Source organism: Micromonospora sp. NPDC051006 (genome assembly GCF_044456245.1).
GTDB lineage: Bacteria > Actinomycetota > Actinomycetes > Mycobacteriales > Micromonosporaceae > Micromonospora.
On sequence record NZ_JBITFP010000001.1, the window covers coordinates 487939 to 502176 of the forward strand.

Below are 14238 nucleotides of genomic sequence, written 5' to 3' on the forward strand. Positions count from 1 at the left end.
GCAATAACTTCATGATCAACGCGATGAGGCCGGGACGCGCCCGGGCGGGGTCAGTCGGTGGGTAGGAGGGGGCCCAGGGGGCCGAGGTCGAGGTTCAGGTCCTCCGGGGCCAGGCCGAAGTGCTCGCGCAACCCGACCATCTGCTCCTCCAGGGCCATCAGCGTCACGCCGATCCGCTCGATCTGCTCCTCGGTGAGGTCGCCCAGCTCGACCCGGCGCAGCGCCTGACGCTCCATCAGCTGACGGAGCAGCTCGACCACGGTGAGCACCAGGCTGGCCAGTCCCCGCTCGACGGAGTCGCGGTCCACCGTGAGCCGCCGGTCCAGCGGGGTCACCCGGGGCGGACGCCACTGTGGCGCGTCCAGCGCGGCGGCCAGCTCGGCCGCCTCGTCCCGGCCGGACCCGGCTGCCCCGTCCCGGCCGGACCCCGTCACCTCGTCCGGGGCGGTCATCCGAGGTCCACGATCGGCTCGATCGGCGCGCCCGCCGACGGCAGGTCGCCCGGCTCGGGTGGCGCGAGCGCACCGACCGAGGCGATCAGGGCGCGCAGCGAGATACGCACCAGGTCCACGTCGGCGATGGCGAGGGTGATGTCGCCGCTGACCACCACGCCGGTGGCCAGCACCCGGTCGAGCAGGTCGACCAGGGCGACCGGCCGATAGGCCAGCGGGTCGTCCGCGCTGTTCGGGGCGAGTGAGGTGGTCAACGTGCCGACCGCCGCGCCCCGCCGGTCACGCCGGCTCCCGCACGGTCAGCGCCGGCTCCGCCGACCGTTCCGCCACGAAGGAGTACGGCGGCCACGGGCCGGTCAGCTCCAGCCGCAGCTCGGGATGACGTATGCCGAGCGCCTCCACCAACCCGGCGAAGCCGGCCAGCGCCCCCGCGTCCACCAGGTACGCGCCGTTGAGCGCCATGGCGGTGGGCGCCCCCGAGAGCCGGCGGTCCTGCGGCGCGTGTCGCCGGGCGGCGACCGCTTGCCGGGCCAGCGCCTCATGCACCGCCGCGGCGGCGGAGTCGGCGGCCCGCTGCCCGTCCTCGCGGGCGGTGAGCTGGGCCCGGCGTCGCCGCAGGTACGCCGCGCCGGCGCCACCCGGACCGGCGGTCTGCTCGGCCCGGGGCGCCGCGCCCGGCACGACGTACCCCTTGACGCCCCACTCGCCGCGACCGGTGAGCCGGTCGAGCAGGGTGACCAGCTCGGCGCGGCGCTCGGTGAGCGAGGCGGCGACCCGCGCGTCGTCGTGGTGCACGGTGGCCAGCCGGGCCGGCACCACGGCGCCGGCACGGGTCAGGGCGTCGACCACCCGGTGGTGTGCCCGGGCCGCGCGTTCCAGCCAGGCCAGGTCCTCCAGGTTGCGACGCAGCGCCTCCTCGCCGTACTCGGCCAGCGACACGTCGCTCACCACAGCCACCAGGCCCGCCGCCCGGACCGGACGGACCGGCTCGCCGGCCATCCCGGTGATCGCGCCCAGCAGTCCCAGATCGGCCTCCCGGACCACGCCGTGCAGCCAGCGGCCGGCGAGCCCGCCGGTACGCCCCGGCGGGCCGGCCGCGTCAACCGTCGAACTCATCCCACTCCTCCCGTCCCGCGTCCCGTCGCTGCGCCCGGGCGGCGACCCGGGGACGGCGTTCGGCCTCGACCTGCTCCGGATCGCGGGGGCCGGGCTCCACCGGTGGGCGGGCCCGGGAGCTGAGCCACGGATCGTGCTCCCACCAGTCGATGCCGATCTGCCGGGCGGTGTCGACCGAGGCGATGACCAGTCGCAGCTTCAGCGTCAGCAGCTCGATGTCGAGCAGGCTCACCCGGATGTCGCCGGCGATCACGATCCCCCGGTCGAGCACCCGTTCCAGGATGTCGCCGAGATTGGCCGGCTCGTGGCCGGCGGGCAGCACCTGGCCGGAGTTCTGCACCACCGACGGGACACTCGTCATCTCAGCCCACCTCGCCCTTCCCCCGCTGGTAGCGCCGCACCCGCCGGTAGCCGAGCAGCACACCGTCGAGGTCGAGTTCCACCTCGTAGAGCCCGAGCAGATCGGTCGACGCCGGAATCCGCCGGTCCTCGACCACCTCCACGCCGACCAGCCAGCCGTCCTGGACCGCCCGCAGCGAGGTGGTGCCGACCGGTTCCCGGCCGGTCAGCTCGACGACCTGCCGCAGCCCCTCACGGGCCGCCTCGGCCGCCGACAACGGCTCGACGTACTCCTCGTCGTCGGCCCAGTCGTCCTCCGGCTCGGGTTCACGCCGGCGCGTCCGGTCACCGTCGCCGCGGATCAGATCCGTCATCGCGTACACCTCCTCCTGCTACGCCGCGCCCTTGCCCACCGGACCGCCCGTTCCGCTCCGCGCCCGGCCGGGCGGTCCGGGACCGGTCCCGTGGCTCGTCGCCACGCCGCCGGACCACCGCGCCGCGCCGCGCCCCGGTGCGGCCGGACCCTCCCGCCGGAGAGTCGTACCGGGCCGGCCCGGCGTCTCCCGGGGCGGGCGCCGGTTCGGGTGAGCCGGCAGTGGCCGCCGGGCGGGCGGCTCCGCCGGTCAGCCGGGCCAGCACCTGCTGCTGCCGCTGGTCCCGCTCCTCGGCGGTCAGCTCGCCCGCGGCGGCCGCCGCGTCCAACGCCTCCAGCTCCCGGCGGATGTTGGCCGGGTTGTACAGCTGCGACTCCGCCTCCCGGGCGATCACCTTGACCACCGCGGTCAGGCCACGGACCGGGGCGTACGGCAGGGTCAGCAGCGTCCCGAGGATGTCCATCCGCCTCAGCCCGCCAGCTCGTGGGCGCTGACGAAGTCGTACGGGGCGAGCGGGCCGAGCAGCCGCATCCGGACCAGCCCGCGGCGTTGCTCGGCGAACTCCTCGACGGTGTCCACGAACTCGTCCTCCCGGTCGGCGTCGACCAGGAAGGCGGCGTTCACCGCGTCCAGTTCGTTGCTCGGCTGTCGGGGCAGGCTCGACACGGCGAACGGCTTCAGCCGGTCGAGCAGTTCCCGGTTCTCCGCCTCCCGGCGCAGCTCCACCGCCTGACTGATCATCTCGCCGAGCCGGATCCGCTGCTCCCGGCTCACCTCCTCCGGACGGCCGCGTACCTGGTCGGCCAGGTCGGCGGCGGCCGGGTTCTGCTCCAGCACCGCGGCGATCAGCGCCGGCTCGTCGTAGCGACCGTGCACGACGTACTGGACCAACCCCTCCAGCTCGTCGAGGGCGGAGGCGAAGCGGTCGTGGTGCGCGTCCAGCAGGTCGCCGACCGCGTCCTCCCCGGTGACCACGGTGCCGAAGCGCACCGGCAGCACCGGGGCCACCGGGGCGGTCCCGTCGAGCAGGGTCTGGTACGCGGTGAGGTCCGCCGGCCTGCCGAGCGCCGCCTCCAGCGGTACCTCGCTCACCAGGGCGGCCACGTCGCCGCGCCGGACGACGGTCACCTCGCCCGGCGGGTCGCCGACCCCGGCGGCATCCGGGGTCGGCTCCACGTCGGACGGCACGATGCCGTAGATGAACAATCCTGTCGTGTCGGCCATCTCAGCGCTCCTCGTCCCGACGGCGGCGCCGGGGTCGGTCCCGGTCCCGCTCGCGGTCCGCGCCGATGTCGCCGACCGCGTCGCGGACAGCGCCGCCGAGCGCCCCGACGGTCTTGCCGAGCCCGGACACCGCCTTTCCGGCGCCGAGCGCTCCAGAGGCCCCCTCGACGAGGTCGGGTAGCCCCTTCTGGTTCCGGGGGGTGATGTCGAGCCGGTCCACCGCCTCGGCGAACCGCAGGTACGTCTCGACGCTCGCCACCACCACCCGGGCGTTGATCTCCAGCAGCTGGATCCCGACCACCGCGACGGAGACCTGGGCGTCGATCACCACGCCCTTGTCGAGCACGGTCTCCACCACGTCGGCCAGGCCCGACGACGACCCGCTGCGCTCCAGCGCGCTGCCGGCCGAACCGCCGGTGGTTGCCACGGTCATTCGTCCCGCTCCTCTCGACGACGGCGCACCACCGGACGGCGCGGCGGTTCCGGCGCCCGCCGGGGCCGGGGCTCCGACTCCTCGGTGGCACGCGGGCGACGGGCCCGCTCCGCGACCCGTCGGCGCGCCGGGCGGGGCTCCTCCGGAGCTTCCGGCTCCTCGGGCTCCTCCTCGTACGCCTCGTCGTACTCGTCCTCGTACTCGTACTCCTCGTCGGCCGGGCGGCGGCGGGCCGGGCGGCGGCGGGCAACGGGTCGGGCCCGCTCCCGGCGCGGCTGCTCCTCGGCCTGCTCCTCCTCGGCGGGCTCCTCCTCGGCGGGTTGCCTACCACCGCCGGGCGCCCGTCGCTCCTGCTCCTCGGGTTCGCGCCGGGCGCGCTCCTGCTCCTTCCGGACGGCGGTGTCGTGGTCGCGGACCACCTGCGAGTCCTCGATCTCACCGCGCCAGCCCTGCACCGCATCCGGGTCGAGGACGGTCTGCGTCATCACGTGCCGGACGAAGTGCTTGAGCTCCAGCCGAACCCGTCGCCCCTGGGCCCGCCAGAGGTTTCCGGTGTGCTCGAAGAGGCCCTGCGGGTGGTACTCGAGCACGACCAGGATCCGGGTCAGGTCGCCGGTCACCTCATGGAAGCTGACCGTGCCGTCGACCGAGCCCTTCTCGCCCTTGGAACGCCAGTGGATGAGCCGGTCCGGGATCTGCCGGACGATGGTCGACTCCCAGCTCCGGTGCGACCAGAAGATCTGTGCCTTCCAGTTCAGCTTCTCGTCGGACTGGGTGTCGACGTTCTCGACCTTCTTCATGAAGCTCGGGAAGTCGCCGAACTGGGTCCACTGGTTGTAGGCGACCCGGATCGGCACGCCGACCTCGATCGTCTCGACGATGTTGGTCACCTTGAGCTTCCGGCCGCCGCCGGCGCCCCCCTTTCGCCTGCCGAGCGCCGACATCACCTTCTCCTTGCTGCCGGCCACCCCGGCATGGAACATCGCTTTCACCGGGGAGTCGCCCTCGGCCAGTCGCTGCGCGCCGGTGGCGGCGGCGATCAGTCCGGGGCCGCCGCCCTGCTTGGCGTACTCGCCGAGCCGGCCGGTCGCGCCGGTCACTCGTTCGGTCACCGCGGCGACAGCCCGCTCACCGAGCGCTCCGGCCAGGCTCTTCACGTCGTCGGCGAGCTGGCCACGAAGCTTGTCGACCAGTTCTCGTGAGCCCGCGTTGGAAGCCACGGTCACCGCCCCCGCCGCTGGCCGGCGGGTTCACCGGCGTCCGCCCGCGAGGACCGCTCGGCCTCGCCGTCGGAGTGCGGGCCGCCCGTCACCTGCTCCGTGATGTCGACGGTGCGGCGGCGCAACGAGTCCGCCGAGCCGCGCAACTTGCCGCTGAGCGCGTCGATGCTGTTGCCGGCGGCAGCTGTCGCCGCCGCCTTGCCCGCCACGGCGAGCGGGCCACCGAGGCGGCCGAGGTGGGCCAGGTGGGGGGACGACTGCAACAGGTCCGTGCCCCGTTGCCACAACCCGCCCGGCTCCCGGCTCGCCCGGCCGGCGGCGACCGCGGCGGCCAGGGCGAGTGCCGTACGCAGTTTGCGGCGGCGACCCACCAGGTAGCCGACACCAACTGCCAGTCCGATTCGTGTTCCGCTTTTCATCAGTTCTCCTTCGCTCCCCCGCGGTCCGGACGCCTGCTGCGGTCGGGGCCGAAAGAGGGCCCGTCGTTCGACGCGAGCGGGACCTTCGATCAGGCGTCCCGTAATGGCGGACCCGGCGGGCAGTACCCGGCGGCATAGCCGCGAAACCGCATTCACAATTTCGGCGAAAGCGGGGACAGACGAATTCAGAAAGGCAGGCGCCGGAGGAGACAAACGGGACACGGCGGCGCGTAACCGCAGATCAGTAGCGGTAAGGAGCCAGCAGGAAAGACAGCGCTAACGGGATCAGCGGGCCGGCGGAGTCGAATCCAGACAGATCTCCGCGCGCACCTTTTCGCCGTCCTCACGCAATTTGGCGCCGCTCTTTTCCAAAACCGACAGGGCGCCGGCGTTGTCTCGGGTGGTCTCCGCCACCACGGCGTGCATGCCGGCTGCGGCTGCCTCGTTGAGCAGTTCCCGCAGGGCGGCACCGCCGATGCCCTGGCCGCGCGCCGACCGACCGAGCCACATCCCGGTCTCCACCGTGCCCGGCTCGTCGCGGCGCGTCATCCGGACCATGCCGACCACCTCGCCGCCGGCCAGGATCGCGTACATCTGGGTCCGGGTCGGGCCGGTCAGCCCGCCGAAGCTGGCCCGGTGGTATTCGCGGAAGGCCTCCCGGCGGGCGAGCGACCAGCCGGCCGGGGCCTCCACCGGGGGCATCACGTCACCCGGCTCCGCCTCTGCGGCCGCTACGGAGAGCAACGGCTCGAGGTTCCGCTCGTCCACCGGCTCCAACCGGACCGTACCCGCCACGTGCCGCAGTCTGCCGGCCCCACCGGGAGAAGTCCACCCCATCCAGCGGTGACTGGCGGTCCGTCGACAGGTACCGGCCGGTCGGGCGGCGTGGGGTGCCGCCTCACGCTCCGCTGTCGCCCGGGTCGAACTCGCAGAGCATCACCGAGGCGTCGTCCGAGCGCTTGTGCCGGCGTAGCCGATCCGGCAGGTCGCGCTCCGCGGCCCGGACCCGGTCGATCAGCGCGCCCGGCCCCTCCATCGTCACCACGTCCAGCAGCCCGGCCCAGTCGACCAACCCGAACTCCTCGACCGCGCTGGACGCGCCGTCGGAGAGCAGCAGTGCCCGGCGCAGCGCGCCGGGCCCGCGCAGCGGCACCGAACCGGCCACCGCGTGGTACGCCGCGTCCGGGTCGGCGGCGGCCACCCAGTAACCGTGGGTCTGGTTCATCCACTCCCGCTGTACCGTCACGGCCTGCCGGAACCGGGTGGCCCCGTCGGCGGCCCCCGCCGGCAGCAACGCGGCGGTGCGTCGCAGCTCGGCCATCGCGACGTCGAGGCGGTCGTCGGCCACGACGGTGACCCGACCACCGGCGTCCAGCACCAGCGGGCTGTCGCAGAGCACCAGGTAGTCGACCTGGTCACCGCCCTCGCGGAGCAGACAGACGGTGCTCGACGGGGTGCCCGGATGATCCAGGTCGCACCGGCCGCCGTGGTCAGCCCGCACCGCGAGGATGGCCGCCGCGAGGTTGCTCATCAGGCTCGCCGCCGGGCGGGCCGCCTCGGCCAGCCCGATCCGGGCGGCGAGGTGCCGGACGTACCACTCCGGACCGTGCACGCACCCGGTGTCGAAGCCCGCCGGAACGGTGGCGCCGTCCAGCACGCCGACCAGCGGGCCGAGCCGGAAGACGACGTCCTCGTTCACGTCCCGTCCGGGTGCCGGGGCAGAGGCGGAGCGGACCCGCATCAGCGGAGCCCGCCCCACCGCCCGTACCGGCTCAGCGGTGCCGGAGCTCACCGACAGCCTCCTGCGCCTGCTCTCGTACCTGATGGGCGGCCGTGCGGCCCTGGGACCCGACGTTGGCCGCACCCTTGGCGGCGGTGGACCCCATCGACCGGACCGCCTGCTGCGCCGGCTCGCGCATGTTCTCGCGGAGCTCGTGCCCAGCCCGGCTGGCCATGTTGCGCAGGTCGCCCGAGTGCTCAGCGACCATCCCCTTGGCCTGCCCGGCCAACTGCCGCTCCTGACGGCTGGCCGGGATCAGGGCGGAGGCCAGCAGCCCGGCGCCGAAGGCGATGAGGCCGGCCGCCAGCGGGTTGCCCCGGGCCTGTTCCCGGGACTGCTGCCCGAGCGAGCGCGCCTCGCCCCGGACGGAACCGGCTGCGTGCGACATCCGCTGGCCAGCCTCCTGACCCGCGTGCTGCACCGAGCCTGCGGCCTGGGACATCCGGTGGCCAGCCTCCTGGCCCGCGTGCTGCACCGAGCCGGTGGCCTGGGACATCCGCTGGCCGGCCGCCTGGCCCGCGTGCTGCACCGAGCCGGTGGCCTGGGACATTCGCTGGCCGGCCCTGTCGCCCATTTCTCCTGAGGTACCCATCACCTTCTCCTTAGCCCGGGCAAGCGTCCCACGGGCCCGCCCGACGCGGTCACCGGCGATCCTCCGCGGGTTGACCTTGTCGGTCAGCGCGTCGACGTCACTGCTCAAGTCGCTCCGGGTCTGCTCGATCTGTTGTCGGATCCGATCCGAATCACTCGACATCGTCTGCTCCCTCCCGGCTCGGGTCACCGGCCCCGCATCGCATCCGGTATCTGCCGTGCGGTCTGCTGAGTCCTGGGCAGCACGCCCTTCAACTCACGCAGCCTGTTCCGCCCGGTTACGGCCAGGATCGCCGTGACCACGGCCCAGAAAACGGCCACGATCAGCGCGGCCCAGCCCTGGTCCATCACGTTGGACAGACCCCACCAGGCCGCGTACGAGACGAACAGCACGGTCAGGAACCCGGCCAGCGCCGCGCCACCGAACATGCCGCCGGCCTTACCGGCCTGGGTCGCCTCCTCACGCAGTTCCGTCTTGGCCAGCTGAATCTCTTGACGGAACAACGTGGACATGTTGCGGCTGACGTCACCCATCAGGTCGCCGACCGACTGGGTGCGTTCCTTCTCCGGGGCGCTCATGGTGCCACCCCGCCCGGGATCTCCTGCCCCCGCCGGCCGTCAGGCGAGATGTTCTGCGCCCGGGCAGTACCGGCGTAGGGCCCGTCACTCGTGTACGGCGCCTCGGCCCGCCGACCATACGGCTGCGGGCCGGTCTCGCGTCGGGCACCCGGACCACCCTCGTGGTCCGGCGACTTCATGCTCCGGGTGAGCCGGCCGAACAGCAGTCCGGCCACCGCGGCCCCGGCCAGGAACCTGCCCGGGTGCTGGCGGGCGTAGTCGCGCACCTCGCTCAGCACGTCGGCGGGCTCGCGTTCGTCGAGCCAGCCGGCGGCCCGCTGCGCGGCGCCCGCCGCCTGACGGACTGCCTCACCGGTGAGCCCGGAATCGCTGCGGTCGGCCACCGAGCCGAGTTCACGGCCGATGCTCCGCAATCCCTCCGCGGCCCGGTGCTGCTGGGCCCGGGCCTGCTCGCGCAGCTGCGAGGTGGCCTCCCCGGTCAGCTGCCGGGCCTGCTCCCGTGCCTGCTCGGCCACCTGCCGGCCCTGCTCGGCTGCGGCGTGGCCGATCTGACCACCGGCCTGTGCGGTCTGGTGACCGACACGGGACGCCTGCTCGCGGGCCTGCTCAGCGGTGCCAGCCGGCGGTCTGTTCTGGTTGATCGCCGTCATCGTGCACTCCCTTCCTAGGCCCCAGGCCACGGTGTGACCCGGAACGCCCTCCGCGTACCCGTCCGGATCCGCGACATTCGCCCGCCGCCGGACCACAGGACCCTGGTGTCGGACGGGATCCGAACAGGTCACGCGGCCACTCCGAGCCGGGCCGTGGAAGGTCGGCACGGGACGATCGGCAGCGAGGGGACGGGACCGACCACGGATGCGGTGTGCGGCTGTTCAGCCGGTGCGGGCCAGACCGGGTGAGCCGGTGCAGGGATTCCGCAGCGGGCTGGATCAATCAAGTCCGGGTCAGACCGGACAGGTCCACCGGTGCCGTACCGGGACGGTCGTTCCGGCCCCGCGCGACGGATCAGGCCGAGATGGCGTGGGCCCGGGCCGATGTGCTCAGCGGCGGCGGTTGCGGGCGCGGGAGGAACGCAGCCGGCGCAGCCGGCCGATCAGCACCGGCTCGGCGGCGAGCGCGGCCGGGTTGTCGAGCAGCCCGTTGAGCAGTTGGTAGTAGCGGGTGGCAGAAAGGCCGAAGGCGTCCCGGATGGCCTGTTCCTTCGCGCCGGCGTGCCGCCACCACTGCTGTTCGAAGGCGAGGATCGCCTGTTCCCGCTCGGTCAACCCGGCGGCGGTAGCTGACGGCGCGGCATCGGCTGAGGCCGCCCGCCGAGCGTCGTCGACCTCGGCCGGGACGGTCTCCTGGGCCGGCACCGAACGGGGCGGCGGGACGGGGGCCGCGCCGGGCCGGGCGTTGCCGGCCGCGCCCAGCCCCGGCGTCGCATCCGGCGCGTCGGTGGGTGGCTCGGCGGCGGCCGGGGCGGCGTCGGCAGGCTGCATGGCGCTCCTCGGGCGAGCGGCCGGCACCGCGACGCCGACCGGGGGGACCCCAGCCTAACCAGGGCGGACGCCGGCCGCATCTGTCGTCGCGGCCGGCGTCCCGAGGGTCAGGAGATGTCGCGTCGGCGCATCGCCCAGAGGGCCCCGCCGAGGATCACCGCGACCCCGACCACCAGCATCACCGAGGACTGCTGCCAGGTGATGTCGAAGGTCTCCGGCTTGCACTCACCGGTGAAGGTGGCGTTGCAGGCTTCCCAGTTCTCCAGGGTCACCTTCTTCTGCATCCAGGCCGCCGCGTACGTGGGCAGCAGCCACGCCTCGACGAACGGAATCCGGGCCATGCTCAGCAGGATGCCGAGCCCGAACTGGCCGACCACCAGCAACGCGACCACGCCGCCGAGGGCCATCGCGGTGTGCCGGCCCAGCGAGGCCAGTGCGAAGCCGATGGTGGTGGCGGCGAGCACCAGCACCAGCCCGCGCAGCCCGGTCAGGGCGAGCGACTGCCAGACACCGGAGGTCACCTTCTCGGTGCTGCCCCGGAACAGGGCGACCAGCCAGAACCCGCCGTACCAGAGCAGCCCGGTCGAGACCGTCAGCGCGAACATCCCGGTGAGCAGCGCCGCCAGCTTGCTGAGCAGCACGGTGAGCCGCTTCGGCCGCCAGAGCAGCAGGTTCATCATTCCGCCGCTGCTCCACTCGGCGCCGATGAAGGACGCGCCGACGACGAAGCCGACCAGCCCCAGGATCGCCGCGAACGGGATCAGCATCTCGCCGAAGCTCTCCCGGAAGTCGAACGTCGACGGCAGGAACCACTCGGCCTGGAACGCCTCGCGCGGCGGGGCCGTGATCATGTCGCACTCCGGCGGGAACCGGTTGGCGTCCTTCGTGCCGGCCGCCTCGGCCTGCGTGCACGCCGCGCGTTCCTGCTCGGTGTAGCGCACCTGATCCTGGTACTGCTGCTCGGCCTGGCGCTCGGCACGGACTTGCGCGGCGGCGTCGATCTTCTGGTTGCTGAAGAACATCCCGACCACCACCGCCGCCAGCACCAGCAGGCCGAGCAGCGACATGTAGCGGGTGAAGCGCCGCTTGGCGAGCCGGCGCAGCTCCGTACGGTAGAGGCTCACGCGCCCCACCCCCCTCCGGCGGCACCGGACTGCTCCGACCCACCGACCTTCGTGGACTGGTCGACCTGCCGGTGCTGACCGGGGACCGGCGCGGTGGAGGTCAACTCGAGGAAGACGCTCTCCAGGTCGACGGCGATCGGCGCCAGCTCGCTGACGTAGAGGCCCTGCTCGGCGAGGAGTCGGGTGACCGTGGCCGGCTTGTCGACGCCGCCGAGCATCAGGTGGTCCGGCTGCCCGGTGACCCGGATCCCGGCCCGGGTGAGCGCCTCGGTTGCCGCGGGCAGGTCGGTCACCGCTTCGAGGCGTACCCGCACCGCGCCGGACGAGTGCTGGGCGAGCACCTCGTCGACCGGGCCGAAGGCGACCCGGCGGCCCAGCGAGATGATGGTGACCGAGTCGCAGATGAGCTGGATCTCGCCGAGGATGTGGCTGGAGAGCACCACGGTCATCCCGGACTCGGAGAGGTTGCGCATCAGGCTGCGCATCTCCCGGATGCCGCCGGGGTCGAGACCGTTGGCCGGCTCGTCGAGGATCAGCAGCTTCGGGTTCTTGAGCAGGGCCGAGGCGACGGCGAGCCGCTGCTTCATGCCGAGCGAGTAGGTCTTGACCCGCTCGCCGGCCCGGTCGCGCAGCCCGACCAGCTCGAGCACCTCGTCGACCCGGGTGGCCGGCACCTCACCCGCGGAGGCCAGCAGGGACAGCGTGTCCCGGGCGGTGAAGTGCGGGAAGAACTGCGGGCTCTCCACGATCGCGCCGACCTGACCGGCGACGGTCGGCAGCGCCGCGGGCACCTCGTGTCCGAGGATGCTCATCCGGCCGCCGTTGGGCCGGATCAGGCCGAGCAGCGTACGCAGAGTGGTCGTCTTGCCGGACCCGTTGGGGCCGAGGAAGCCGTGCACCTGCCCCGCGTTGACCCGCATGTCGAAGCCGTCCAACGCGTTGCGGGTGCCGCGTCGACGACTCTTGTACGTCTTACGTAGACCTTCGATCTCCAGGACAGCTGGCAAGCTGCACCTCCCCCGATGGGTTGGCATGTCAGGCGACACCATACGCGGTATGCACCGTCGTGCAATACCGGGTATGCAATGACGCGCCGAAAAACCCGGTCGGGGGTCATCCGATCACGCTGCGCGACCGGCCGGGCCGGACCGGGAAACGGGAGCGAGGTGCGGTGGGGGCGACTCAGGCGCAGACGACGTGCACGCCGGCCGCGCGGAACCCCTCGACCACGTCGGGGTCGGCGCCGGAGTCGGTCACCAGGATCTCCACCCGGTCCACCGGGCAGATCCGGGCGAACGCGTGACCGCCCAGCTTGGACGAGTCGGCGATGATCACTACGCGCTTCGCCCGCGCCACCATGAGGTTGTTCATCGCGGCCTCACCCTCGTGGTGCGCGGCCGCGCCGAGCTGCGGGTCGATCGCGTCCACGCCGAGCAGGGCGATGTCCAGGGTGACCTCACGCAGCAGCGCGCCGCCGAGCGGGCCGACCAGCTCGAAGGACTTCGGTCGGACCACCCCGCCAGCCACCACCACCTTCATCCGGGACCGGACCAGCAGCTCGTTGGCGATGTTCAGCGCGTTGGTCACCACGGTCAACTGGGCGCCCTCGGCGTTGGTGTTTAGATCCGGCCGGACGGCCAGCGCCCGGGCCACCTCGGTGCTGGTGGTGCCGCCGTTCAGGCCGACCACCGTGCCCGGCGACACCAGTGCGGCGGCAGCCGCGCCGATGCGCTGCTTCTCCGCCGAGTGCTTGGCGGTCTTGTAGCGCAGCGGCAGGTCGTAGGAGACCCCGTTGGCCACCGCGCCACCCCGGGTACGGGTGATCATCTGCTGCTGGGCGAGCTGGTCGAAGTCGCGCCGGATGGTCGCCTGGGAGACGTCCAGCCGCTCGGCGGCCTCCTCGACGCTGACCCGACCGCTGTCGGTCAGCATCTCGAGCAGCGCATTCCATCTGGCGTAGCGGTCCACCGTGGGGGCCCTCCCAGCGACTGCACGATCGGTGATTGATTGCGTGCACAGTAGTGCGCGAAACTAGGAGGGCGCAAAACACCGGTCTGCGCGAACGGGCAGCCGGTTGCCACGACGACCCCCGTTCGCGCAGAATGACGCGCGAAAGACGGGTATAACGAGCCGTATTGCGCACGGCCGCCTCGTGCGAGGAGTTGTGATGGCGTACGTCGACGCGGAGATCGCGAGTCAGCCCGACTGCTGGCGGGAGGCCGCGGAGCTCGCCGCCGGCGGGCACCCCGGCCTACCCGCCCCCGGCGAACGGGTCGCCGTCGTCGGCTGCGGCACGTCGTGGTTCATGGCGATGGCGTACGCGGCGCTGCGGGAGCAGGCCGGGCAGGGTGAGACCGACGCCTTCCAGGCCTCCGAGTTCCCCGCCGGGCGGCGCTACGACCGGCTGATCGCGATCAGCCGCTCCGGCACCACCACCGAGGTGGTGGAGCTGATCGAGGCGCTGCGTGGCCAGCTGCCGACCACCGTGCTCGCCGGCGACCCGGGTTCGCCCGCGGTGCAGCTCGCCGACGCCGCGGTGACCATGCCCTTCGCCGACGAACGCTCGGTGGTGCAGACCCGCTTCGCCACCACCGCGCTGGCCCTGCTCCGCGCCCACCTGGGCGAGAACGTCGGCGCGCTGGCCGCCGACGCCGAGGTCGCGGTCCGCGCCCCGCTGCCGATCGACCCGGGCCTGATCGAGCAGGTCACCTTCCTCGGTCGCGGTTGGACGATCGGGCTGGCCCAGGAGGCCGCGCTGAAGTGCCGGGAGGCCGCCACCTTCTGGGCCGAGGCGTACCCGGCGATGGACTATCGGCACGGGCCGATCTCGATCGCCGCACCGGGCCGGCTGGTCTGGGCGTTCGGCGCGCTGCCCGACGGGCTGCCCGAGGACGTCGCCGCGACCGGCGCCGCCTTCGTGCACAGCCGCACCCACGGTTGCCGCACCGTGCTCGGCAGTTGGGCGGCCGGGCGGAACCCGGTGGACCCGATGGCCGACCTGATCCTGGCCCAGCGGTTCGCGGTCGCCCTCGCCACCAGCCGGGGCCTCGACCCGGACGCGCCCCGACACCTGACCCGCTCCGTGGTGCTCGCGTGAGCGAGCGTC

Annotated in this window: 18 protein-coding genes and 3 pseudogenes; 1 reads left to right on the forward strand and 20 read right to left on the reverse strand. The window is 73.1% G+C overall.

Annotated features, from left to right (window positions below):
• Positions 1-50: 50 nt before the first annotated feature.
• The 20 genes and pseudogenes from ACIBBA_RS02300 to ACIBBA_RS02395 all read right to left on the reverse strand — a co-directional run bounded on the left by ACIBBA_RS02300 (position 51) and on the right by ACIBBA_RS02395 (position 13100).
• Positions 51-452: a gas vesicle protein K gene (locus tag ACIBBA_RS02300; protein WP_396692933.1), complete on the reverse strand. Its 402-nt coding sequence runs from the start codon at positions 450-452 to the stop codon at positions 51-53.
• A complete protein-coding gene (locus tag ACIBBA_RS02305) occupies positions 449-706 on the reverse strand; it encodes a gas vesicle protein (protein ID WP_396692935.1) in 258 nt (85 codons plus the stop codon). The genes ACIBBA_RS02300 and ACIBBA_RS02305 overlap by 4 nt, the downstream gene beginning before the upstream one ends.
• A 25-nt stretch (positions 707-731) precedes the next feature.
• Positions 732-1568, reverse strand: coding sequence for a GvpL/GvpF family gas vesicle protein (locus ACIBBA_RS02310; protein ID WP_396692937.1), 837 nt, complete (start codon positions 1566-1568; stop codon positions 732-734).
• A gap of 166 nt (positions 1569-1734) precedes the next feature.
• Positions 1735-1890 (reverse strand): annotated as a pseudogene (gene gvpJ, locus ACIBBA_RS02315) (gas vesicle protein GvpJ); the annotation flags it as partial.
• A 40-nt stretch (positions 1891-1930) separates the two neighbouring features.
• The gene (locus ACIBBA_RS02320) at positions 1931-2281 is read right to left on the reverse strand and encodes a gas vesicle protein (RefSeq protein WP_350873440.1); all 351 of its coding nucleotides are present in this window, start codon (positions 2279-2281) and stop codon (positions 1931-1933) included.
• Positions 2253-2744, reverse strand: coding sequence for a gas vesicle protein GvpG (locus ACIBBA_RS02325; protein ID WP_396692939.1), 492 nt, complete (start codon positions 2742-2744; stop codon positions 2253-2255). Before ACIBBA_RS02325 ends, ACIBBA_RS02320 begins: the two co-directional genes overlap by 29 nt.
• Positions 2745-2749: 5 nt before the next feature.
• Positions 2750-3505 carry a GvpL/GvpF family gas vesicle protein gene (locus tag ACIBBA_RS02330; RefSeq protein WP_396692941.1) on the reverse strand — a complete coding sequence of 252 codons (756 nt, stop codon included), beginning with the start codon at positions 3503-3505 and terminating at the stop codon, positions 2750-2752.
• Positions 3506-3722: 217 nt separating this feature from the next.
• Positions 3723-3938, reverse strand: a pseudogene (gene gvpJ, locus ACIBBA_RS02335) (gas vesicle protein GvpJ); the annotation flags it as partial.
• Positions 3935-5158 (reverse strand): SRPBCC family protein, encoded by a 1224-nt coding sequence (locus tag ACIBBA_RS02340; protein ID WP_396692943.1) that lies wholly within the window; start codon positions 5156-5158, stop codon positions 3935-3937. The pseudogene gvpJ (ACIBBA_RS02335) and the gene ACIBBA_RS02340, both read right to left, overlap by 4 nt.
• Before the next feature lie 2 nt (positions 5159-5160).
• Positions 5161-5577: a hypothetical protein gene (locus tag ACIBBA_RS02345; protein WP_396692945.1), complete on the reverse strand. Its 417-nt coding sequence runs from the start codon at positions 5575-5577 to the stop codon at positions 5161-5163.
• A gap of 285 nt (positions 5578-5862) precedes the next feature.
• The gene (locus ACIBBA_RS02350; protein ID WP_396692947.1) at positions 5863-6372 is read right to left on the reverse strand and encodes a GNAT family N-acetyltransferase; all 510 of its coding nucleotides are present in this window, start codon (positions 6370-6372) and stop codon (positions 5863-5865) included.
• A gap of 103 nt (positions 6373-6475) precedes the next feature.
• Positions 6476-7369 carry a hypothetical protein gene (locus tag ACIBBA_RS02355; RefSeq protein ID WP_396692949.1) on the reverse strand — a complete coding sequence of 298 codons (894 nt, stop codon included), beginning with the start codon at positions 7367-7369 and terminating at the stop codon, positions 6476-6478.
• Positions 7350-7949: a DUF3618 domain-containing protein gene (locus ACIBBA_RS02360; protein ID WP_396693424.1), complete on the reverse strand. Its 600-nt coding sequence runs from the start codon at positions 7947-7949 to the stop codon at positions 7350-7352. The genes ACIBBA_RS02355 and ACIBBA_RS02360 overlap by 20 nt, the downstream gene beginning before the upstream one ends.
• A gap of 33 nt (positions 7950-7982) precedes the next feature.
• Positions 7983-8111, reverse strand: a pseudogene (locus tag ACIBBA_RS02365) (DUF3618 domain-containing protein); the annotation flags it as partial.
• A 23-nt stretch (positions 8112-8134) separates the two neighbouring features.
• Positions 8135-8527 carry a phage holin family protein gene (locus ACIBBA_RS02370; RefSeq protein ID WP_396692951.1) on the reverse strand — a complete coding sequence of 131 codons (393 nt, stop codon included), beginning with the start codon at positions 8525-8527 and terminating at the stop codon, positions 8135-8137.
• Positions 8524-9177, reverse strand: coding sequence for a hypothetical protein (locus tag ACIBBA_RS02375; RefSeq protein WP_396692953.1), 654 nt, complete (start codon positions 9175-9177; stop codon positions 8524-8526). Before ACIBBA_RS02375 ends, ACIBBA_RS02370 begins: the two co-directional genes overlap by 4 nt.
• A 390-nt stretch (positions 9178-9567) precedes the next feature.
• Positions 9568-10008, reverse strand: coding sequence for a DUF3263 domain-containing protein (locus ACIBBA_RS02380; RefSeq protein WP_396692955.1), 441 nt, complete (start codon positions 10006-10008; stop codon positions 9568-9570).
• Positions 10009-10115: 107 nt separating this feature from the next.
• Complete coding sequence (locus ACIBBA_RS02385; protein WP_396692957.1) at positions 10116-11132, reverse strand: ABC transporter permease subunit; 1017 nt, start codon at positions 11130-11132, stop codon at positions 10116-10118.
• Positions 11129-12139, reverse strand: coding sequence for an ABC transporter ATP-binding protein (locus ACIBBA_RS02390; protein WP_396692959.1), 1011 nt, complete (start codon positions 12137-12139; stop codon positions 11129-11131). The genes ACIBBA_RS02385 and ACIBBA_RS02390 overlap by 4 nt, the downstream gene beginning before the upstream one ends.
• Positions 12140-12314: 175 nt before the next feature.
• Positions 12315-13100, reverse strand: coding sequence for a DeoR/GlpR family DNA-binding transcription regulator (locus tag ACIBBA_RS02395; RefSeq protein WP_357055887.1), 786 nt, complete (start codon positions 13098-13100; stop codon positions 12315-12317).
• A gap of 199 nt (positions 13101-13299) precedes the next feature.
• On the opposite strand from ACIBBA_RS02395, the gene ACIBBA_RS02400 reads away from it, so the two are divergent.
• Complete coding sequence (locus ACIBBA_RS02400) at positions 13300-14229, forward strand: SIS domain-containing protein (protein ID WP_396692961.1); 930 nt, start codon at positions 13300-13302, stop codon at positions 14227-14229.
• The last annotated feature ends 9 nt before the right edge of the window (positions 14230-14238 follow it).

Bases quoted from the DNA above. Each gene is read 5' to 3' on its own strand.
- ACIBBA_RS02375 (WP_396692953.1), bottom strand. From the start codon at position 9,177: ATGACGGCGATCAACCAGAACAGACCGCCGGCTGGCACCGCTGAGCAG.
- ACIBBA_RS02360 (WP_396693424.1), bottom strand. From the start codon at position 7,949: ATGGGTACCTCAGGAGAAATGGGCGACAGGGCCGGCCAGCGAATGTCC.
- ACIBBA_RS02400 (WP_396692961.1), top strand. From the start codon at position 13,300: ATGGCGTACGTCGACGCGGAGATCGCGAGTCAGCCCGACTGCTGGCGG.
- ACIBBA_RS02370 (WP_396692951.1), bottom strand. From the start codon at position 8,527: ATGAGCGCCCCGGAGAAGGAACGCACCCAGTCGGTCGGCGACCTGATG.
- ACIBBA_RS02330 (WP_396692941.1), bottom strand. From the start codon at position 3,505: ATGGCCGACACGACAGGATTGTTCATCTACGGCATCGTGCCGTCCGAC.
- ACIBBA_RS02345 (WP_396692945.1), bottom strand. From the start codon at position 5,577: ATGAAAAGCGGAACACGAATCGGACTGGCAGTTGGTGTCGGCTACCTG.
- ACIBBA_RS02310 (WP_396692937.1), bottom strand. From the start codon at position 1,568: ATGAGTTCGACGGTTGACGCGGCCGGCCCGCCGGGGCGTACCGGCGGG.
- ACIBBA_RS02320 (WP_350873440.1), bottom strand. From the start codon at position 2,281: ATGACGGATCTGATCCGCGGCGACGGTGACCGGACGCGCCGGCGTGAA.
- ACIBBA_RS02380 (WP_396692955.1), bottom strand. From the start codon at position 10,008: ATGCAGCCTGCCGACGCCGCCCCGGCCGCCGCCGAGCCACCCACCGAC.
- ACIBBA_RS02325 (WP_396692939.1), bottom strand. From the start codon at position 2,744: ATGGACATCCTCGGGACGCTGCTGACCCTGCCGTACGCCCCGGTCCGT.
- ACIBBA_RS02300 (WP_396692933.1), bottom strand. From the start codon at position 452: ATGACCGCCCCGGACGAGGTGACGGGGTCCGGCCGGGACGGGGCAGCC.